The 21,364-nt window shown below is 46.1% G+C and carries 14 protein-coding genes and 1 CRISPR repeat array (1 of these 15 only partly in view); of the genes, 12 read left to right on the forward strand and 2 right to left on the reverse strand.

Annotation, left to right across the window (positions count from 1 at the left end):
- Positions 1-34: 34 nt before the first annotated feature.
- Positions 35-895, reverse strand: coding sequence for an NAD(P)-dependent oxidoreductase (locus ABNN70_RS07500; RefSeq protein ID WP_353949333.1), 861 nt, complete (start codon positions 893-895; stop codon positions 35-37).
- A 161-nt stretch (positions 896-1,056) separates the two neighbouring features.
- Between ABNN70_RS07500 and ABNN70_RS07505 the strand changes: the two genes are divergently transcribed.
- From ABNN70_RS07505 to ABNN70_RS07525, 5 genes are all read left to right on the forward strand, one after another.
- Positions 1,057-1,965 carry a peptidase U32 family protein gene (locus tag ABNN70_RS07505; protein ID WP_353949402.1) on the forward strand — a complete coding sequence of 303 codons (909 nt, stop codon included), beginning with the start codon at positions 1,057-1,059 and terminating at the stop codon, positions 1,963-1,965.
- A 37-nt stretch (positions 1,966-2,002) separates the two neighbouring features.
- Positions 2,003-3,226: a U32 family peptidase gene (locus tag ABNN70_RS07510; RefSeq protein WP_353949403.1), complete on the forward strand. Its 1,224-nt coding sequence runs from the start codon at positions 2,003-2,005 to the stop codon at positions 3,224-3,226.
- Positions 3,227-3,841: 615 nt separating this feature from the next.
- Positions 3,842-5,041, forward strand: a complete 1,200-nt coding sequence (locus ABNN70_RS07515) for a glycosyltransferase family 4 protein (protein WP_353949334.1) — start codon at positions 3,842-3,844, stop codon at positions 5,039-5,041.
- Positions 5,022-6,155 carry a glycosyltransferase gene (locus ABNN70_RS07520; protein ID WP_353949335.1) on the forward strand — a complete coding sequence of 378 codons (1,134 nt, stop codon included), beginning with the start codon at positions 5,022-5,024 and terminating at the stop codon, positions 6,153-6,155. The genes ABNN70_RS07515 and ABNN70_RS07520 overlap by 20 nt, the downstream gene beginning before the upstream one ends.
- Before the next feature lie 78 nt (positions 6,156-6,233).
- Positions 6,234-7,133: an aldo/keto reductase gene (locus ABNN70_RS07525; RefSeq protein ID WP_353949336.1), complete on the forward strand. Its 900-nt coding sequence runs from the start codon at positions 6,234-6,236 to the stop codon at positions 7,131-7,133.
- A 190-nt stretch (positions 7,134-7,323) separates the two neighbouring features.
- Here ABNN70_RS07525 and ABNN70_RS07530 read toward each other — a convergent pair whose 3' ends face one another.
- Positions 7,324-8,748 carry a C69 family dipeptidase gene (locus ABNN70_RS07530; RefSeq protein WP_353949337.1) on the reverse strand — a complete coding sequence of 475 codons (1,425 nt, stop codon included), beginning with the start codon at positions 8,746-8,748 and terminating at the stop codon, positions 7,324-7,326.
- A 392-nt stretch (positions 8,749-9,140) separates the two neighbouring features.
- Between ABNN70_RS07530 and cas3 the strand changes: the two genes are divergently transcribed.
- The 7 genes from cas3 to cas2 all read left to right on the forward strand — a co-directional run bounded on the left by cas3 (position 9,141) and on the right by cas2 (position 17,445).
- A complete protein-coding gene (gene cas3, locus ABNN70_RS07535; RefSeq protein WP_353949338.1) occupies positions 9,141-11,594 on the forward strand; it encodes a CRISPR-associated helicase Cas3' in 2,454 nt (817 codons plus the stop codon).
- 330 nt (positions 11,595-11,924) lie between these two features.
- Positions 11,925-12,647, forward strand: coding sequence for a type I-C CRISPR-associated protein Cas5c (gene cas5c / locus ABNN70_RS07540; protein WP_353949339.1), 723 nt, complete (start codon positions 11,925-11,927; stop codon positions 12,645-12,647).
- Positions 12,644-14,554 carry a type I-C CRISPR-associated protein Cas8c/Csd1 gene (cas8c, locus tag ABNN70_RS07545; protein WP_353949340.1) on the forward strand — a complete coding sequence of 637 codons (1,911 nt, stop codon included), beginning with the start codon at positions 12,644-12,646 and terminating at the stop codon, positions 14,552-14,554. The genes cas5c and cas8c overlap by 4 nt, the downstream gene beginning before the upstream one ends.
- A gap of 49 nt (positions 14,555-14,603) precedes the next feature.
- Positions 14,604-15,464 carry a type I-C CRISPR-associated protein Cas7/Csd2 gene (cas7c, locus tag ABNN70_RS07550; protein WP_353949341.1) on the forward strand — a complete coding sequence of 287 codons (861 nt, stop codon included), beginning with the start codon at positions 14,604-14,606 and terminating at the stop codon, positions 15,462-15,464.
- Positions 15,454-16,116 carry a CRISPR-associated protein Cas4 gene (cas4, locus tag ABNN70_RS07555; RefSeq protein ID WP_353949342.1) on the forward strand — a complete coding sequence of 221 codons (663 nt, stop codon included), beginning with the start codon at positions 15,454-15,456 and terminating at the stop codon, positions 16,114-16,116. Before cas7c ends, cas4 begins: the two co-directional genes overlap by 11 nt.
- Positions 16,113-17,144, forward strand: a complete 1,032-nt coding sequence (gene cas1c, locus ABNN70_RS07560; RefSeq protein ID WP_353949343.1) for a type I-C CRISPR-associated endonuclease Cas1c — start codon at positions 16,113-16,115, stop codon at positions 17,142-17,144. Before cas4 ends, cas1c begins: the two co-directional genes overlap by 4 nt.
- A 10-nt stretch (positions 17,145-17,154) precedes the next feature.
- On the forward strand, positions 17,155-17,445 hold the full coding sequence (gene cas2 / locus ABNN70_RS07565; protein ID WP_353949344.1) for a CRISPR-associated endonuclease Cas2: 291 nt from the start codon (positions 17,155-17,157) through the stop codon (positions 17,443-17,445).
- Positions 17,446-17,613: 168 nt separating this feature from the next.
- A CRISPR array of direct repeats spans positions 17,614-21,364; the repeat unit is 32 nt; unit sequence GTCGCACCTTACATAGGTGCGTGGATTGAAAT; it runs 1,390 nt beyond the window's last position.

Raw genomic sequence — 21,364 nt, forward strand, 5'->3', positions numbered from 1 at the left:
TTTTACATATCATATGTTCGCGAAAAAAGCTGTGTTATTTTTTCAACAGCGAGTAAATCGCGGCGAAGTCGTACTCCCCTTTACCCTGCTGTTTAATCAACCCGTACAAAGCTTTCACAAAATTGGAGAGTGGCAGGGCAAAGTTGTGGGCGTAGGCTTCCTCAGAAGCCAGCTCCATATCTTTATAGATGCTGCTGACCTTGAAATCCGCCTGATCAAAATCTTCCTTGAGAAACTTCGGCTCTTTGAACTGAAGGACAGGGGCGCAGGTCGGACCGGCAAACAGCGACTCAATGAGGCCTTTTTTATCCAGCCCCAGACTTTCCCCGAAGGCAACAGCTTCCGAGAAGGCGGCGATGGCCTGCCCGAGCATCAGGTTATTGACCAGTTTCATTGCGGTTCCGCTTCCGCTTTTCCCTTTATACTGTACGGCTTTACCCATGATATCCAGGAGCGGGCGTACCTTTTCCAGCTCTTTTTCTTCACCGCCGACAAAGAAGACCAGTTCGCCCTTCTCAGCCGGTCCGGTCGAACCGGCAACCGGTGCATCAAGAAAATGAACGCCCTTTTCGGCAGCGGCCTGCGCAAGTTTTACCGAAGTCGCCGGGTTGATCGTACTGCTGTCGACCCAGATGCTGCCCGGCTTCAGTCCGTTCAGCAATCCGTCATTACCGAAGGCGACCGCCTCAACGGCCTGCGGATTGGCCAGCATCGAGAAGACGACATCCGCCTGAGCCCCGACTTCACGCGGAGTGTCCGCCCATTTTGCTCCGTGAGCAACCAGGGTGTCGGCTTTCGCCTTTGTCCGGTTGTACACAACGAGCGCTTTACCTGCATTCTGGAGACGGGCGGCCATCCGACTGCCCATGATACCGATTCCGATAAATCCTATCATTTATGCTCTCTCCTTTTCAAGAATCATCCATCCATCGATAGCATAGCACAGAGATTGGCAGCACTGAAAAGAAATGCCTTATAACCCTATAAACATCGAACGGGCGAGCATGTTATAATAATTTTTGTACTTGAATTGACATTATCGGAGGTTATCTTGTGATCAATCTGATTGCAACAGCGGAGTCAGTCGGTCAGGCGGAAGCGCTGCTTGATGCCGGTGTGGATACGCTCTATGTCGGCGGGCATCCGTTCGGTCTGCGGCTGCCCCGTCCGCTGGGCATCGAAGAAATTAAGGAGATCATTCATCTTGCCCACGGACGCGGGAAAAAAGTGACGGTGGCCTGCAATGCGCTGATGCATAACAAAGAGATCGAGCAGCTCGGCGCGTATCTGTCCAGGCTGGCCGAACTGCAGGCGGATGCTATAACCGTGGGCGATCCCGGCGCGATTCTGACGCTTGAGGAACTTAAACTGCCGCTGCCCTATATCTATGACGGAGAAACGCTGGTGACTTCGGCCGAACAGATTGCCTTCTGGCTGAAACACCATGCTGTCGGCGCGGTGGCCGCCCGTGAACTGACCCTTATCGAACTAAAAGAGATGCAGAGCAGGCTGGAGAAGCCGATCGAAGTTCTGGTCTATGGACCGACCTGCATCCATCAGTCCGGCCGCCCCCTGCTCTCCAATTACTATCGCTATGAAGGAATGAGCGAGCGGTCGGATAAAGACCGCGGCCTGTTCCTTCGTGATCCGAAAAATCCTGAAAGTCAGTATCCGATATTTGAAGACGAAGACGGAACGCATATTTTTTCAACGGAGGATTTGTCGCTTATGGCTCAGCTGCAGGATCTGAAAGAGAACCGGCTGATCTGGTGGAAGCTGGATGGCGTGCTGCTCCGCGGCGAGCCGTTTGTGCGGATCGCTGCTCTTTTTGCTGAGGCAAAGCAGGCCGTTGAATCGGGGACCTTTGAACCCGCCGGCTACTGCAACCGTCTTAAAGATCTGCAGCCGGCAAACCGGCCGCTCGGAACGGGTTTTTACTTGAAAGATCCGAAAGAGATTCACTGAGTTTAACAGTAAACTGATGAAACGAAGGGAAGACATGATGCGAACAAGGGTCAAAAAGCCGGAAGTACTGGCGCCGGCCGGCAATCTGGAAAAACTGAAAATGGCCATCCGATACGGTGCTGATGCCGTGTATATCGGCGGACAGGCTTACGGCCTGCGCTCCCGGGCGGGCAATTTTTCTTATGATGACATGAAGGAAGGCGTCGCATTCGCTCATCACCGCGCAGCGAAAGTCTATGTCGCTGCCAATATAGTGACGCATGAAGGGGATGCCGCGGGTGCGGATGATTTTTTTAAAACCCTTCAGGTCATCGGTGTGGACGCTGTGATTATTTCCGATCCGGCGATGATCATGATCTGTGCGGCGGCGGCTCCCGGTCTGCCGATCCACCTTTCGACTCAGGCCTCGGCGACGAACTATAAAGCGCTGGAATTCTGGAAAAAAATCGGCCTTGAGCGGGTGGTTCTTGCGCGGGAAGTCGGAATTGAGGAGATTCGCGAGATGCGCCGCCATACGGATATCGAGATCGAAGCTTTTATTCACGGAGCCATGTGTATCGCTTATTCCGGCCGGTGTACCCTGTCGAATCATATGGTGAACCGTGACGCCAACCGTGGCGGCTGTGCCCAGTCCTGCCGCTGGAAGTATGATCTGTTCGACATGGAGGGCGGCAAAGCGAAAAGTCTGATTCCTGAAGGCGGGGAGGCGTTCTCAATGAGTGCCGTTGACCTGTCGATGCTGCGGCATCTGCCTGACATGATTGACGCCGGGGTGAACAGCCTGAAGATTGAAGGACGGATGAAATCGATTCATTATGTCTCAACGGTCTCTAATGTTTACCGGAAAGCCGTTGACACGTACTGTGCGGATCCGGAACATTACACCTTTGATCCGGCCTGGGAAGATGAAATATGGAAAGTCGCTCAGCGCGATCTGTCGACCGGTTTTTACTACGGCGTACCGACAGAGAAGGAGCAGCTGTTCGGCAAACCACGTAAGATTCCGAAATACACCTTTGCCGCACAGGTGATGAGCTACGATCCGGAAACGAAGATGGCGACCCTGCAGCAGCGTAACAACTTTGGTACAGGTGAGGAAGTGGAGTTTTACGGACCTGGTTTTGTTCATTTCAAACAGACCGTTCACGATCTTTTTGATGAAAACGGCGAGCCTATTGACCGCGCACCGAATCCGATGATGACCTGCAGGATGACGGTGGATCAGCCGGTCGAACCGCATTTTCTGATGCGGAAGAAGTAAATACAGTCTGATTGAGGCCGTTCCCTGTTCAGGAGCGGCTTTTTTAACTTCAGGCCGTGGGTCACACATGGCCTGTTGCTTTGAACGCGTCACACCCTCAGGGTCATGAGGGGAAACGTACAGGCCCGAGGTCCCGTAAAAGTCCGACGGGTTCAACGGGGGATGCGGGCAGGCTGAAAACGAGGGCGTCTTATTGCAACATGTTTCCGGAGTTGTTCAAAAAAGCGGAGGGATCAGGCTGAAAACGCGTCCTGGCGCAGCGCCTGCACGGGCACGTCCGGTGCAGCCAAAACCCCCCACTGATTTTATGAGCCTGAGCGGAAGGTGCGGGACTCCCGCAGGCCAGAGGCCAGGTGAGACCCCAGGGGCGGGGAGATCGGGTGAGCCGGTCACGGATCACGCGAGTATCCGGTGCGAAAAAAATAAGGTGACCGGAATCCTGCCTGAAAACGGGCAAAACAGGGGGGCCTGTCTCCACAAATGGACAGGGGAGGCCTTGAATTTTCCGAAAAAATAAATTATTATGGTATTAGCAGCACCACTTTCTGAGTGCTAACGAAACCCTGAATAACCTTAATGCAAGTGTTTTGTTTAATTGAAAGGATGCGATTCATTATGAGTTATCAGGTTGCCTACATTAGTACTTATCTACCGCAAAAATGCGGCATTGCGACGTATACGTACCATCTCAGACAAAACGTCCAGAAGGCAAGACGCGACTCGCTGGATGATCCCGTCGTCGTGATAAAGGATAAACATATACACTATCCTGAAGATCACTTTTTTAATATAGCGATTAAAAGAGATTGCCGGGAGGATTACATCAAAGCGGCTGAAGCTTTGAATAAAAGTTCTGTATCAGTCGTCTCCCTGCAGCATGAATTTGGCATTTTCGGGGGAGAAGGCGGGAAATATATTCTCGAACTCGTTCGCAGACTGAAAAAGCCGCTCGTTACCACGTTCCATACCGTCTTCAGGACGCCGGTGCCTCCGTACACCCCCATCCAGCGCGAGATTGCGGACAGAAGTGACCGGATTATTGTGATGAACCACAAGGCCGTCGGTTATCTGACCCGTATGTTTCATCTGCCGGCTTCAAAGATTTCGTTTATTCCGCATGGCACACCGCAGCCTGATCTGAAGGGGCGGGAAGGCTTCCGGGAAGCGCTCGGCTGGACAAACCGCAAAGTCATCATGACCTTCGGCTTCATCAGCCGGAACAAGGGGATCGAAGCCGTGCTCCGTGCCCTGCCTGACGTCGTAAAGCGGGTTCCGGACGTCCTGTATGTCATCGCCGGACAGACCCACCCCAATGTCAAACGGCAGGAAGGGGAGTCCTACCGGAATTTTCTTAAAAAGATCATTCGCGAAAACAGGCTTGAAAAACATGTCCTGATGATCGACGAGTTTATGACGGAGCAGGACCTGGTTCACTATATTACGGCATGTGATCTGTATATTACCCCTTATCCGGGCATGGAGCAGATCACGAGCGGGACGCTGGCCTATGCGGTCGGACTCGGTCGGCCGGTACTGACAACGCCCTATCGTTATGCCCAGGATCTGCTGAAAGGAAATGAAGCCCTCTTCGTTCCATTCAACGATCAGGCAGGCTGGTCGGAAAAAATCAGTGTCCTGCTTTCAAAACCGGCACTTCTGAAAAAATACCAGAATAGCATCGCCCACATCGGTCAGATTATGAGCTGGCCTCAGGTGGGCAAAAGATACAGTCAGCTATTCGCCGAATCGGCATCCCGTGCACATGCAGAGTCTGTGATGACGGAGGCGGATAATCTTGCCGGAGAAACCAGCTGACTTCACTCATCTGGAAAACATGACGGACGACACAGGCCTTCTTGAGCACGCCATCGGCAGCCTCCCCCGCCGCGGCGAGGGGTACACAACAGATGACAATGCCCGCGCGCTTTGGGTCGCAGCCGGCTGGTATCACCAGCTGGCTCAGTCCGCTCATCCGGACAGAGCTCAGATGAAGCGCCTCCTGCGTCTGGCAGACACCTATCTCGCTTTTCTCGTCTGGGCGCAGGAGCCGGACGGCCATTTTTACAACAATTTTGCCTATGACCGGAGAAAGGAAGCGGAACAGCCGTCCGACGACTGTCTCGGACGGACGCTCTTTTCATGTGCCGAGGCCTGCCGCCTTCTCCCGGATAAAGACCGTCGCTATGTGCTCGCCGAACTGCTGCAGAATGGATTCTGTACTGCCGACCGTCTCGTGCATCTGCGCGGGATCGCCTATGCGCTGGCGGCGGCCTGCTCACTGATGAAGATGGCTGAAACCGTTCCGACTGAGCCAGGATTTGCGACGTTTATTTATAAAATGATGCCGGAGCTGATTGATCAGTTTGAATCGAAACTGAAGGCCCATTATCGGGATCATGCCGATCAGGACTGGCACTGGTTTGCCCCTTCAATCACCTACAGCAACGGCATTCTGCCCTGGGCTCTTCTGAAAGCCCGCCTGATTACCGGAAAAAGCGATACACTGCGTATCGCAGGCGAAGCACTGGACTTCTTGATTGAGAAGATGACCGCGCCGGAAGGCCATCTTCGTCCGGTCGGAAACAAAGGCTGGTGCACGCGGAAAAGCTGCGCCATGTGGGACCAGCAGCCGGTGGATATCATGGCGCTCGCTCTGGCGGCGGAAGAGGCGGCGGGTGCAGCCGCCCATCCCGCACGCTATCTGGATGTGATTGAAAAAGCTCATGCCTGGTTCCTCGGGAAAAATGACGGGCAGCGCCCCATGGCCAATCTGAAAACAGGTGCCGGCTATGACGGCCTGCTTCCGGACGGCGTCAACCGAAACCAGGGGGCAGAATCCACAATTGCTTTCCTGATCACGGAACTGGTTTATATAAGAAATCTGCCCGATGTAAAAGAAAATAAAGAGGTCGCCGGACAAACTGTCTGACCAGTTATAAAAAGCCGGGTGATCCGGCTTTTTCTGCGTACAGAGGAGCGGCCTTTATGATATGAGGAGGGGTTATGCATGGAATATGTGAAAGTGACAGAGGATCTTCGTTTTTCAAGGGTTATTGCAGGCACAATGCGGGCCAGTCGGGAAGGCCTGTCCGGGAAAAAGATGGCCGATTTTGTAGACCGCTGTCTGGACGCCGGAGTGACGACATTCGATCACGCCGATATTTACGGATATTATGAGAGCAGCCGTCTGTTCGGTGAAGCGGTACTTCAGGATCATCCGGCACTTCGAGACAAAATGCAGATTGTGACCAAGTTCAATATTATTTTGCCGCGTAAAGAAAATGGATACGCTCATTATTACGATTCATCAGTTAAGCACTTAAATGAGTCGCTGGATAAATCTCTTGAAGTCCTGCATACCGATTATGTCGATGTCTTGCTGATACATCGCCTTGATCCGCTGCTGAACCCGAAAGAACTGGCAGAGGGACTCAACAGGCTGATCAAACAGGGGAAAGTCAGACACATTGGCATCTCAAACGCCAGCTACACCTATTTTGAAATGGTCAATAAATATGTCAAAACGCCGCTCGTCACCAACCAGGTTGAAGTTAGTCCGCTCCATACGGATACCCTTTTCAATGGGGTCATGGACAGTGCTCTGATTCATGAGATCCCGGTCATGGCCTGGTCTCCGCTGGGGGGCGGACGCCTGTTCCACCCGAAAACCGGTCAGGAATTCCGTACCCGTGAAATTTTGCAGCAAATGGCTGAAAAATACGGAGTGGACTCGATCGACAAGATCGCCTATGCCTTCATCTATAAACTGCCGGCAACAGTCTGCCCGGTCGTCGGATCGACAAAGTTTGACCGCGTTCAGTCGGCGATCGATGCCCGGGGGATCGAACTGACGAACAAAGACTGGTTTAAAATACTCGAAGCCTCGCGGGGAAGGGAAGTCCTCTGATCGTCGAGAGAGGCTGCCTCTTTTTGAACCGGTCCATTGTGTCATAAAGCCGAATCACAAACAGGAAATCATCAGAAAAAAACCGGTGGCTGAAGCCCGATTACATGCCGGACGTCAACTACCGGGATACTCACTTTGGAGATCACGATCCGATTCAGGAAACATCGGATCGCTCTTTTTGTTTTTTGGATTACAGGTTTTTATCCATACGGAATGTCAGTTTTGACAGGGACATGGCGTCCATCGTCAGTTTCTGGAGCAGGGCGCGCGTCCGGTCTAGTGCCGTTTCCGCACAGAGGGCAGTCGCTTTGGTCAATAGCTCCGGCACATCTGTCCGTTCAGGCTCTGCCGCTTTCTGATCCGTTTTCTCAATCTGCCCGAGAAAGAAACTGTGCAGCTGATCCTTGTAATCCATCACTTCTTTATAGAAGGCCTGATAATGTGGTTCGACAATCACAGGAATCGTCTTATAGAGCCAGTAAGCCGAATCCAGTGACAGCTTCATCGGTGTCACGGCGTAGTTTTCCGGCACCGACGTGATATTCGTGTAGAAGGGCACATAAGGGGCAAACGTGCCGGCGAGCTGAATCCACTGGATACCGGCAAGGGCATCTGATCTCTTCGGGCGGATCTGCAGAATATGCGAATCCTGCGTCCGGTTCAGCGAAATCGCCCGGAACCGTGTCCGGTCCGCTTCACTCCCGCTGCCAAGCGGATCATACGGCGTCTCCTGATAATGCGAGCTGAGAATATAGCTGATATCCTCAACACCGATTCTCCGGCTCGCCTTGCGGATAAATGGCAGCTGGTCGGACATCGGATCCTGTTCCAATTCCGGATTCAGCACCTTCTGGCCATACCAGACGCGCGGTGTATTGTAGTGGCGGTCCTGAACCGTCCGTGTGCCGAAAATCTGTCTGAAATTAATCCCCTCAGGACCCGCGTTCAGATGATGCCTGTCAATGAAATCAATCAGATCCGGTGCAAGCATAAAGCGGTCCTTGTCGTCGGGGTCAATCTCCTGTATCGCCATCTGATTGGCAACAACAGCATACGAATCATCCGGAATGCGCTGGGCAGCCCAGAGGTGTCCGGTCGCAATCTCCATATACCAGACTTCATCTTTATCGGAGAACAGCACCCCGTTCGACTCAGCTGCGCCGTATTTTTCAACGATCTCACCCAGCCGGCGTACACCGTCCCGTGCTGAATCAATATACGGCAACACCACCGTCACCATGCAATCCTCGGCAATCCCGTTCTCAACAAGCGGATCATAGCCCAGCACGCGCGGGTTGGCATAGATACTCTCCGTCGCACTCATACCAACGTTCTTTTCATTAATCCCCGCATCCTCAAAAGTCAGGTATCGCTCTTCCCGGTCCGGAATCGCCGTGTAACGATACCGCTCCTTTGGCAGGCTGATCGTAAACCGGTTATTCGGCGAGACGCAGGTGTCTTCATGATCCAGAAGCTGATGTGGGTGGACGACCACCTTCTTCGGAACCAGAACATCGTAACTGTCCCCGTTCCGGGCGATCATCGTTGACCCGTCAAGTGTTGCGCCCTTGCCGACCAGAATCGTCGTACAGGCGCCGTGTTTTCTGTGAGGCATGATGTCATCCCTTTATCATTTGAATTAAAAATCTCCCTGTCTATTTTATAACATAAAACTAACGATTTCCTGAAGCACAGGAAACACATAGGATCTGGAGAAAAGGCGATGGTGGGAGGAAGCTGATTTTATGCCGGAAACGATGACTGATGCTGCTCCATCAGGGCGGTTTATTTTTTATCCTGTTTCTGCTGTGAATACAAGATAAAAAGCTACCTTTTCGCTAAAACATTTTCTTTTCCTCCTAATTCCGCCAATAAATTATTTACACAAGGAAAAATAGTCTAAAGAGATTAAGAAAAATGAACTATAATAGAGGATTTTTGTCGATTGATGTAGAAGTTATGGTTATGTGGAATTGTTACATATGTACATGTTTGGAGATGGGACGAATGAGTTTGATTTCAAGACAATTTACTGCTCATTATAGAAGGGATGACCATAAACCACAATCAGTGAAAGATCATCTGTTAAAGGTGCGACAACTTGCTGAGCATTATGCAAAAGCATTGAAAGTTAGCCATATAGCAGGATTGGCTGGTATGTTGCATGATGTGGGAAAGTACACTGATGCATTTCAAAATTATCTCTATATGGTCGTTTTTTATCCTGAAGAAGCTCCGAGACGTGGATCTGTTGATCACGCATCAGCAGGTGGAAAATTACTTTTTGAAATACTTCATAACGCGAATCATAAAGATGTTTACAGTATAATATTGGCCGAAATAGTTGGGAATGTCATTATTTCTCATCATTCATATCTTTATGATTTTCTGGACCCGGATCTGGGGTCTCCATATCTGAAACGAGTTACAAAAAAAGAAGAAGACCTTCCAGGTTACGCAAAAGCTGTTAAAATTTTTTACCGGGAAATAATGTCCTATGATGATCTACATAATTATATTCAAGCAGCTGTTCATGAATTAAAACTTTACATAAAAAATAACCCCGGGAACATTATGGAAAAACTGACTTTACTTATTCGCTTCATTTTTAGCTGCCTGATTGATGCAGATCGAACCAATACACGTGAGTTTGAAGAAAACAATCCAATCTCCTTACCTGTTGAACGAAAAATTCTTTTTCAACGCTACTATAGAAGTTTATTAAATTATCTTAATAAATTAAATGCGGACCAGACTTCATTTTCAACGATTAATGTGTTAAGAGAAAAAATGTCTTTACAATGTGATCAATTCGCTGAGAATGTTCCAGGAACCTATACGCTGTCGATTCCAACTGGTGGAGGGAAAACACTTGCAAGTTTGCGTTACGCCTTAAAGCATGCGCAAAAATATAATAAGAAGCAAATCATTTATGTTGTGCCTTATACAACAATTATTGAACAGAATGCTCAGGTTATCCGTCAAGTGTTGAAAGATGATGAGCATATTCTGGAACACCATTCTAATCTGGTGATCGAAGATGAACAGGATAGCGAAATGGATGAAGGGAAATTATCCGTTCGTGAAAAACTGGAGCTGGCCAAAGACAATTGGGACTGTCCGATAATTCTAACAACAATGGTCCAGTTTCTGGATACTTTTTATAAACGCAGCTCACGAGATATTCGTCGGTTGCATCACTTGACTCAGGCAGTCATAATTTTTGATGAAGTGCAAAAAGTTCCGATTCATTGTATCACACTTTTCAATCAGTCTCTGAACTTCCTGAAAACATTTGGACAATCAACAATCCTGCTCTGTACTGCAACACAACCGGCACTTGATTTTGTCAAACATCGCCTTGAAGTAAGCAGCGATGGAGAAATAGTCGGCAATTTAGGACATGTATCCGAAGCGTTCAGACGGGTTGAGATCATTGATAAATCTTATCATAAAACATTTAATAATGAACAGCTTGCAGATTTTATCAATCAATGTCTTCAAAAGATTAACAGTATGCTGGTCATACTCAACACGCGTACTGTTGTTCGCAACCTATACAGGATTTTAAAGGATCGCGTTCAGCCCATCAATCTTTTCCATCTGAGTACTTCAATGTGTGCAGCACACAGGGATAAGATTCTTTCGGAGATTAAAGAGTGCCTGAAGAACGGCGATAAGGTAATCTGCATAAGTACGCAGTTAATTGAAGCAGGCGTTGATGTCAGCTTTGAGTGTGTCATCCGTTCTCTTGCCGGACTCGATTCAATTGCTCAGGCAGCCGGCCGATGCAACCGAAATGGTGAATACGATGGTCTGCGTAAGGTTTATATCATTGATCATTCAGAAGAGAAACTGGCTTCGCCTGCTTTGAAAGCAATTCGTGAGGGAAAATCTGTCACTAAGAAATTACTGGCTGATTTGCATCGCGATCCATCAAAATATGAAGGTAACATTTTATCAAAATCAGCCATGGATTGGTACTTTAAAAATTATTTTTCGTTGATGCGTGACGAATTGGATTTTAACGTGAAACAACCGCAATCGACGATGGTTCATCTTCTGTATGACGATCAAAATACAGGTTATGCAAAAGCCTATAGTGAAAGCTATCATCATCGTCTTCCGCTGTGTCTTGTCAGCAGCCTGCGAACAGCCGCAGACAAATTCTATGTGATTAAAAATGCAACGACATCAGTTATTGTTCCATATGGTAAAGGAAAGGAGATCATTGCACAGCTGAGCAGTGAAAGGTCTATTGAGGACCTGGGCAACATACTAAAAAGAGCCCAACACTATTCGGTAAATATGTATGAACAGGAAAAGATACGTCTGAGCCAGGCCAAACAATTATCATTCTATCTGGAAGGACAAATTATTGTTTTAAACGAGGCGTCATACAGTGATGAATATGGGTTGGATGTTGAAGGGGAGAGCAAACATGATCCGTATGTATATTAAAAACCTATTAAAGGTTGTTAATAGGTTTTCAATAACAAACACATTATTATATTTTTCAATCCGCGCTTATCAAAGCGATGATCGTATTATAGCACACTTACTAAAATGAATAAAAAACAGTAAATTAATTTTCATATAATAATGAGGTTTATATTTATAAACCTCATTATATGTTATTGACATAATTAAAATATGGTATATAGTGGGAATAGGACAAGTTCATCAAAATATGAAGTTCAACAAATGAGTAGGAGGGGGCAACATGGATGGGAAAAAGTACCCTTAAATCATTCCATTGTGAAACCATCATTTTCAATGGAGGTGATAAAGATGAAGAATGCCTATGAATTTGTTGTCTACGGCCACTATGGATTATTCACTGATCCGCTGACAAAAATAGGGGGAGAGAAGAGCAGTTACCCGATTCCCCCATACCAGGCGTTGAAAGGAATTGCAGAATCCATATATTGGAAGCCGACGATCGTCCATTATATTGACGCTGTCCGAATTATGAATGTGATCCGAATGGAGTCCAAGGGCATACGTCCAATTGAGTATAGTGGGGGGAATACTCTGGCAAATTATACTTATTTGAAAGAACCCAGATATATCGTGAAGGGACACTTTGAGTTTAACATGAACCGTCCTGATCTGGAGCCAGACCGGAACGAAGGAAAGCACTTTAGCATTTTTCAACGAGCCTTGAAGGCAGGCGGACGTCGGGACATTTTCCTGGGGACCCGCGAATGCCAGGGATATGTCGAACCTTGCTCATTCGATGAAGGCACCGGTTATTATGATAATCAGCAGGAAGATGTGTATTTCGGTACCATGGTTCATGGCATTTCTTATCCCGATGAAACTGGAAGAAATGAACTTGAAGTTCGCCTCTGGCGGCCGGTTATGCATAAAGGCGTGATTCGATTTATCCGTCCGGAAGCGTGTACACTCGTAAAAAAAGTAAAAGACATGGTTCCAAAGAAGTTTCAATTGAATGACATTGAAACGGCGGAGACCCTGCTTGAAGATATGGAAAGGGGGGCCGGACATTGAGCTTCTTAATGAACCTGTATGAAACCTATGAAGCTAATAAGGACTTTATAGGAAAAGTTGAAAAAACTCACAGCGGAAAGTCGTTTATGCTGCTTCCCATTTCTCACACAACACAAACGGCTCATATTGAGGTCAGTGTGAATGAGGATGGTTCTTTTCACACAGCGTATGTTATTGAAGACAAGAATGACCGGGACACCGTCATTCCGTGCACCGAGGATTCCGCAAGCCGTGCAGGCGCAGCTAACGCCCCATATCCATTACACGATAAACTTAACTATGTAGCAGGAGACTATGCAACATATGGAGGAACATCTAAGAATAAGGAAGAGTATACAAAATACATTACAAACCTAAAAAAGTGGGCAGAGTCTGCTTATGCTTGTCCTCAGATAAAAAGTATTTATACCTATCTGAGTAAGCAATGCCTGATTAAGGATCTTGTTACTGAGAAAGTCCTTTGGCTGGATGAAAATGGTCACTTAATCAGAAAATGGAAAGAAAAATACAAGCCTCTCTGTGGTGGGGTGAAACCGGTTATTTTTTCGGCTGTTTCATCAGATCAGGGCAGTGCCTTTGTCCGGTTTACTGTTTACTCACAAAATAGAATCATGCCTGAAACCTGGAAAGATAAAAATGTCTATGATTCTTTCATTGATTTTTATAACAATCAACTGCATGACAAAAAGCTCTGCTATGTGACAGGAAAGCAATTACCGGCGACCGGGAAGCATGCAAACAAGATCAGAAATTCGGGAGACAAGGCTAAGCTAATCTCCTCAAATGATGACAGAGGTTTTACATTCAGAGGACGATTTGAAAACAGTGAAGAGGCAGCTACCATTAGCTATGAAGTCTCTCAAAAAGCACACAATGCATTGAAATGGCTGATCCGGCGTCAGGCAAGAATTGTTGATAACCGAGTTTTTCTGGTGTGGTCAATTGACAATCATACATTGCCTGATCCAAATGATGATATATATGATATTTCCAAATTAAGTTCTGCAGATGAGGCTATCGAACGTAGTGCTTATACAAATAAAGAATTTGCTGAGCAGTTCAGCAAAGCCATGGATGGTTTCCACAACAGTCTGGATCACAATGAGAAAGTAAATATTGTAATTCTTGATTCTGCGACAACTGGACGGTTAGCTGTTCTTTATTACCGAAATATGCAGCAGGACATTTATTTTCAGCGGCTGATCAACTGGCATTCGCAATGTGTCTGGTGTCACAATTACAGACGTGGAAAGGACAAACAGGCACAACCTTATTTTGGTGCTCCTGCGACAAAGGATATTGCTTTTGCAGCTTATGGACCAAATGCAAGTGACAAGATTATAAAGAACCTAATGGAAAGAATACTGCCAGTTATCGTTGATGAGCAAAGAATACCCACGGATATTGTTCGGTCGAGCTTTTTTCGATCAACCAGACCGGAAGCAATGGAAAGATGGGAATGGGAAAAGACTTTGAGTATCACCTGTGCTTTGATAAATCGGCAGGAATTTGAACAGAAAAAGAGGGGATACACTGTGGTATTGGACGAACAACAAACAGATCGAAATTACTTATTTGGACGACTGCTGGCTATCGCTGATGTACTGGAGCATCGTGCGTTGAAGTCGGAAGATTGGCGGCTCAGTAATGCAATGAGATATATGAACGAATTTTCAGAACATCCTGAACGGACATGGAAAACCATACAGGCAAGCCTTATTCCCTATCAGGCAAAACTTGGTCGGGGAGGATGGTACCTGACTCAGCTTATTGACGATGTATCTTCTAAATTCAGTTTTGACAAATTTAATAATGAACCTTTGAATGGTAAGTTTCTGCTCGGCTTTTACAGCCAGCGCTATCAGCTTTATCAAAAGAAGCCGAATGTAGCATCTGTTAACGAATAAAAAGACAAACTAATATTATGAAAATTTTAAATAATTGGGAGAGATTCATATGACAATTCTTGATCATAAAATTGATTTTGCCGTTCTACTAACTGTTACTAAGGCCAACCCAAATGGGGATCCGCTGAACGGAAATCGTCCAAGACAGAATTTTGAAGGATATGGAGAAATCTCCGATGTTGCAATCAAGCGCAAGATAAGAAATCGACTTCAGGACATGGGTGAAGCTATTTTCGTTCAGTCTAATGATCGGACAACAGATCAGTTCAGTAGTCTGCGAGAAAGGGCAGATGGAAATGAGAAATTAAAAGAAATTGCAAAAGACAAGAAAAAATCCAGCGATGATTATGCGGCTGCAGCATGCGAGACATGGATTGATGTTCGAAGCTTCGGTCAAGTGTTTGCCTTTAAAGCAAGCGGCGGGAAGGGAGTTTCTGTCGGCGTCCGTGGGCCCGTTACGGTGCAGACTGCGGTCAGCATTGCCCCAATTGATATTTCAAGCATGCAGATCACTAAGAGTGTGAATTCTGAGCCAGGTGAAGGTAGAGGATCGGATACAATGGGCATGAAGCATCGTGTTGACTTTGGACTCTACCGTTTTAATGGGAGCATTAATACACAGCTTGCAGAAAAAACAGGTTTTACAAATGAAGACGCGATTAAAATTAAAGAAGCGCTCCTATCCCTTTTCGAAAATGATGCATCATCTGCCCGCCCGGAAGGAAGCATGGAGGTTTACAAAGTATATTGGTGGGAACACAGAAATAAACTTGGCCAGTATTCTTCGGCTAAGGTTCACCATTCTCTTGAAGTAAAGCCTGCTGTTGAGTTGCCGAAAAAGCTGGAGGACTATGAAATTACGCTGGATAAGTTGGACGGACTGGAAGTCGAAGAGTTAAATGGCAGATAATGAGAATGATGACTATCTTATGCTATCCGGCATTCAGCATTTCCAGTTCTGCAGAAGACAATGGGCATTGATTCACATCGAACAACAATGGGATGAGAATGTACAGACCATCGAGGGTCAATTTCTCCATCGGAATGCTGATCAGCCGTTTATACGAGAAAAACGAGGCAATAAATTAGTTGTAAGAGCTATGCCTGTCAAATCACATAAATTGAAAATTAACGGTATTTGTGATGTTGTTGAATTTACTAAGGATGACAAGCAAGGTGTCACAATTAACGGTATGGATGGCAAGTATACACCTTACCCCATTGAATATAAGCATGGCAGGCCTAAAGTCGATGATGCCGATGTCCTGCAACTTGCAGCACAGGCGATGTGTCTCGAAGAAATGCTGCTCTGTGAGGTGCCAAAGGGATATATTTTTTACAATGAGATTAAACACAGAATTGAAGTGGCATTGAACGACTCTATTAAATCAAAAGTTACGTCAATGGTTTCTGAGATGCAGGAATATTATAAAAAACGCTATACGCCAAAGGTTCGAACAGGTTCATACTGCAGGAGTTGCTCACTTCAAAATATATGCTTACCTGAGTTGATAAAAAAACGCTCAGTTAAGAGCTATATTGAAGGGAAAATTAATGAATGAAAAAGCTCTTAAATACCCTGTATATTACTCAGCCGGACACTTATATATCTTTAGATGGTGACAACATCGTTTTATCCAGAGATAGAGAAAAGATTGGACGACTCCCGCTTCATAATCTAGAATCCGTTGTGGCTTTTGGCTATACAGGAGCCAGTCCCGCACTAATGGGCTATTGTGCCGAACACAATATTTCAATTTCTTTTCTGACTATAAATGGCCGGTTTTTGGCTCGTGTTATTGGTAAAAGCAGAGGCAACGTCGTCCTTAGAAAGAAACAGTACCGCGTTTCTGATAGTGAAGAGGGGTCGGCTGCAATTGCACGAAATTTTATCATTGGGAAAGTATACAACCATAAATGGATACTGGAGCGTGTAACTCGTGATTATCCTTTGCGGGTTAATGTTCCGGATTTTAAACGAGCTTCACACGGTCTGTCCCTGTTAATTAAAGATATACGTGAATGTGAGGATCTGGAACGTCTGAGAGGTTTGGAAGGACAGGCAGCAATCTGCTATTTCGAAAAGTTTGACAGCATGATTCTTCAGCAGAAAGAAGACTTTGTATTTAAAGGACGAACACGAAGACCACCAATGGATAATGTGAATGCGATGTTGTCATTTGCTTATACACTGCTGGCGAATGACATGACTTCGGCACTCGAAGGAGTGGGATTGGATGCGTATGTTGGATTTCTGCATCGCGATCGGCCTGGACGAGCTTCGCTTGCACTCGATCTAATGGAAGAACTTCGTGGAGTATATGCAGATCGCTTTGTACTATCTCAAATAAATAAGAAAGTAGTGCATGCAGATGATTTCTTAAAAAAGGAAAATGGTGCAGTCATCATGACTGAAGATGCACGAAAAAACTTTTTGAAGGCATGGCAGAACAGGAAGCAAGAGAAAATCATGCATCCGTTCTTAAAAGAAAAAATTACATGGGGGCTTGTACCTCATACACAGGCCTTACTATTAGCCCGTTTTTTGAGAAATGATCTTGATGAATATCCGCCATTTTTATGGAAGTAGGTGTTGCACGTTGATGGTTGTAGTTACTTATGATGTCAGTACGGTGACATCTGCCGGTCAAAAAAGGCTGAGAAAAGTGGCTAAAATATGCCAGAACTATGGGTTACGTGTTCAGAATTCAGTGTTTGAGTGCGTTATTGATGCCACTCAATTTGCAACATTAAAAATAAGACTCGCCAGTACTATAGACAAAAAATTGGATAGTCTCAGATTTTATCAACTTGGGAATAACTACAAAAATAAAATTGAACATATTGGTAATAAGGAAACTATAGATGTTGAAGGCCCGTTGATGTTCTAGTGCGAATGTGAAGCACACAGAAATTCCAGGAATCATTCGCACCCATTTTTTTGGAATATATATTCAATATATGTAAAATTATGTTAATTTTATGTATGTTTTATGTCTTTTTAGCGCGATTTCATGAAATAGGGGATATCTTTTTAACTGAAATCATGATAAATCGCCGTCGCACCTTACATAGGTGCGTGGATTGAAATATTGTCGCGAATCAGGTCACCATTTCGACCGGGAGTCGCACCTTACATAGGTGCGTGGATTGAAATAGACAGGGATGCTGTTGGAAACCATTTACTCAGTGTCGCACCTTACATAGGTGCGTGGATTGAAATTGCGAACAAGTCCCCGTGCGGCAGAGTGAATTTTTGTCGCACCTTACATAGGTGCGTGGATTGAAATATCAAAAAGGCCTTCCAGCTTTTCTTCCGCCAGAGTCGCACCTTACATAGGTGCGTGGATTGAAATCCGATCGGATCACCATAACCAGACAGGCGTGCTTCGTCGCACCTTACATAGGTGCGTGGATTGAAATATGTGACTGCTATACGCTATTTCCAGTTTCGGAGTCGCACCTTACATAGGTGCGTGGATTGAAATACCTCGACCTTTCGAATGTCAAACCCCATGCCCTGCAGTCGCACCTTACATAGGTGCGTGGATTGAAATATAATCTGCCGCCTATTATTGTTTATCGCGATAGTCGCACCTTACATAGGTGCGTGGATTGAAATTTGGCACACTCCTCACACATCGGCACATCGCAAGTCGTCGCACCTTACATAGGTGCGTGGATTGAAATCTCACCTCCTTAGCTGTTTAAATAAATCTGTTTGGTCGCACCTTACATAGGTGCGTGGATTGAAATTCGAGCCGGTCAAGATGATGCTCAATAAGATCATCAGTCGCACCTTACATAGGTGCGTGGATTGAAATACATCGGACATCCCGAGTGCCTTATTGAGCGAACTGTCGCACCTTACATAGGTGCGTGGATTGAAATATATACGAAGTACTGGAAAAACGTGGGATACGCCCGTCGCACCTTACATAGGTGCGTGGATTGAAATCGACATACGGCGGGCCGTATGACAGCTATACGAGTCGCACCTTACATAGGTGCGTGGATTGAAATCCGAAAACGGATCTTGTTCGAGCGCATAAATAAACGTCGCACCTTACATAGGTGCGTGGATTGAAATCGGAATGGATGGATCGGCCGTTTTCGCCATGGTCGTCGCACCTTACATAGGTGCGTGGATTGAAATTAGTGATAGATTTACCGCTCCGGGCCATTTAACCGGTCGCACCTTACATAGGTGCGTGGATTGAAATTTGTCCTGACTGTCTTTGTCGAATAGCAACCACGGTCGCACCTTACATAGGTGCGTGGATTGAAATCCGTACACTCCGATAGACAGCATGCCACCAGACAGTCGCACCTTACATAGGTGCGTGGATTGAAATCCTCGCTACCTGATACCAAATAATTTATATTTTGTCGCACCTTACATAGGTGCGTGGATTGAAATATCTCGACAAAGACGATTCGGGCACCTGGAAAAGTCGCACCTTACATAGGTGCGTGGATTGAAATGAGTGTCCAAAAACGATGTCGTTAACCAGATCAACGTCGCACCTTACATAGGTGCGTGGATTGAAATTTTAGGCCTTGTTTTATATATTCGCAGCCCAGTCGCACCTTACATAGGTGCGTGGATTGAAATCATTTGACCGATGTTTCCGGCTGCCTGATCAGTCGTCGCACCTTACATAGGTGCGTGGATTGAAATATTATCACAGGTTACTTTGGATACCTTGCCACCAGTCGCACCTTACATAGGTGCGTGGATTGAAATCTTTGTATTAATTGGCTCTGGCGTATTCAGGCTGTGTCGCACCTTACATAGGTGCGTGGATTGAAATTTCCTTCGGGCTGAGTGGATTGACGATCTTCTTTCGTCGCACCTTACATAGGTGCGTGGATTGAAATTCTGATTGGGAGATTGCCTTATCCGCAGAACTCGTGTCGCACCTTACATAGGTGCGTGGATTGAAATCTATATCATCTAAGCTATCAATACCATATTACGTCGCACCTTACATAGGTGCGTGGATTGAAATGATAAAGTCTGGAAAGCAAGTGTAATCAATAGTAAGTCGCACCTTACATAGGTGCGTGGATTGAAATTTTGCAATGTTTGACAAGCGCATCGCGTGGGTTCGTCGCACCTTACATAGGTGCGTGGATTGAAATTTTTAATAAGAAACATCTCGGTAAGGTTGAAATCGTCGCACCTTACATAGGTGCGTGGATTGAAATCTTTGGGATTAAAGTAAGCCCGATACTGCACATGCCGTCGCACCTTACATAGGTGCGTGGATTGAAATAAAAAAAAGTGGAAAAAAATACTCGATCACTGGCGTCGCACCTTACATAGGTGCGTGGATTGAAATATTAAAAACGAAAGGGGTGACAATGTGCAAAGTAGTCGCACCTTACATAGGTGCGTGGATTGAAATAGAAATACCACTTGTTACTGCCCCAGTATCAATGTCGCACCTTACATAGGTGCGTGGATTGAAATTGATTCGTTATCAGCATTACTAATAAAATCTGTGGTCGCACCTTACATAGGTGCGTGGATTGAAATTGTCCTGACCAAATACAATGTAACCAGGACAAAGGTCGCACCTTACATAGGTGCGTGGATTGAAATGTTTCGTCGCAGCACTTATCAAGGCTGAAGGGAGAGAGTCGCACCTTACATAGGTGCGTGGATTGAAATAATTCCATCCGCCTTCGCATCTTTAATTTCTTGAGTCGCACCTTACATAGGTGCGTGGATTGAAATCTGTAAAGCCTTGATTATGTCTGAATCTGTGAAGTCGCACCTTACATAGGTGCGTGGATTGAAATTGAAAACTTAGATCTTTAATTATCTGACTATTCAGTCGCGCCTTACATAGGTGCGTGGATTGAAATCTCCGTGAAGGAGTGACAGGTGATGGCAGATGTACGTCGCACCTTACATAGGTGCGTGGATTGAAATATTTTACCATGGAAGAAATACGTGAAGCAATAAGTCGCACCTTACATAGGTGCGTGGATTGAAATCTTTTAATATTGACGGCTGACCATATGAATCACGTCGCACCTTACATAGGTGCGTGGATTGAAATCATATTCTATCGCTTACCTTGTAAGCGAAAGAAGTGTCGCACCTTACATAGGTGCGTGGATTGAAATTTTTCGTTGTCGTTTTGTAACGTGTACCGGCAGAGTCGCACCTTACATAGGTGCGTGGATTGAAATAATTCTAGCGTTGATCGGTTAATAACTTACAAAAAAGTCGCACCTTACATAGGTGCGTGGATTGAAATTCTTCTGACAAATTTTGCTGGCTCACTTGTCCGCGGTCGCACCTTACATAGGTGCGTGGATTGAAATACTGCAGTATATCGCCTATGGCATTGTTGCAAGCGGTCGCACCTTACATAGGTGCGTGGATTGAAATGGCATATACAGGCAAGTATATATCATAGTCTGTCGTCGCACCTTACATAGGTGCGTGGATTGAAATCTAGAAAACGTTGTCAGATACTATGACATGGACGTGTCGCACCTTACATAGGTGCGTGGATTGAAATTGTCACCCCCGTTGATGACGGTCTTTCGACCTAATGTCGCACCTTACATAGGTGCGTGGATTGAAATGATAACACCACGCTGAAGCGTATCCGTGGACAGCGGTCGCACCTTACATAGGTGCGTGGATTGAAATCACCATATTCCAGCGGGGAAATGTCCCCATAGTTGTCGCACCTTACATAGGTGCGTGGATTGAAATAATTCCCGTGAAAAGTGATTATAGTACCTTTCCGGTCGCACCTTACATAGGTGCGTGGATTGAAATAATTC

The organism is Sporolactobacillus sp. Y61, assembly GCF_040529185.1.
Lineage (GTDB): Bacteria > Bacillota > Bacilli > Bacillales > Sporolactobacillaceae > Sporolactobacillus.

Coding starts and splice junctions, on each gene's coding strand:
- ABNN70_RS07500 (WP_353949333.1), bottom strand. CDS start 895: ATGATAGGATTTATCGGAATCGGTATCATGGGCAGTCGGATGGCCGCC.
- ABNN70_RS07510 (WP_353949403.1), top strand. CDS start 2,003: ATGCGAACAAGGGTCAAAAAGCCGGAAGTACTGGCGCCGGCCGGCAAT.
- ABNN70_RS07515 (WP_353949334.1), top strand. CDS start 3,842: ATGAGTTATCAGGTTGCCTACATTAGTACTTATCTACCGCAAAAATGC.
- ABNN70_RS07525 (WP_353949336.1), top strand. CDS start 6,234: ATGGAATATGTGAAAGTGACAGAGGATCTTCGTTTTTCAAGGGTTATT.
- ABNN70_RS07530 (WP_353949337.1), bottom strand. CDS start 8,748: ATGCCTCACAGAAAACACGGCGCCTGTACGACGATTCTGGTCGGCAAG.
- cas3 (WP_353949338.1), top strand. CDS start 9,141: ATGAGTTTGATTTCAAGACAATTTACTGCTCATTATAGAAGGGATGAC.
- cas5c (WP_353949339.1), top strand. CDS start 11,925: ATGAAGAATGCCTATGAATTTGTTGTCTACGGCCACTATGGATTATTC.
- cas7c (WP_353949341.1), top strand. CDS start 14,604: ATGACAATTCTTGATCATAAAATTGATTTTGCCGTTCTACTAACTGTT.
- cas4 (WP_353949342.1), top strand. CDS start 15,454: ATGGCAGATAATGAGAATGATGACTATCTTATGCTATCCGGCATTCAG.
- cas1c (WP_353949343.1), top strand. CDS start 16,113: ATGAAAAAGCTCTTAAATACCCTGTATATTACTCAGCCGGACACTTAT.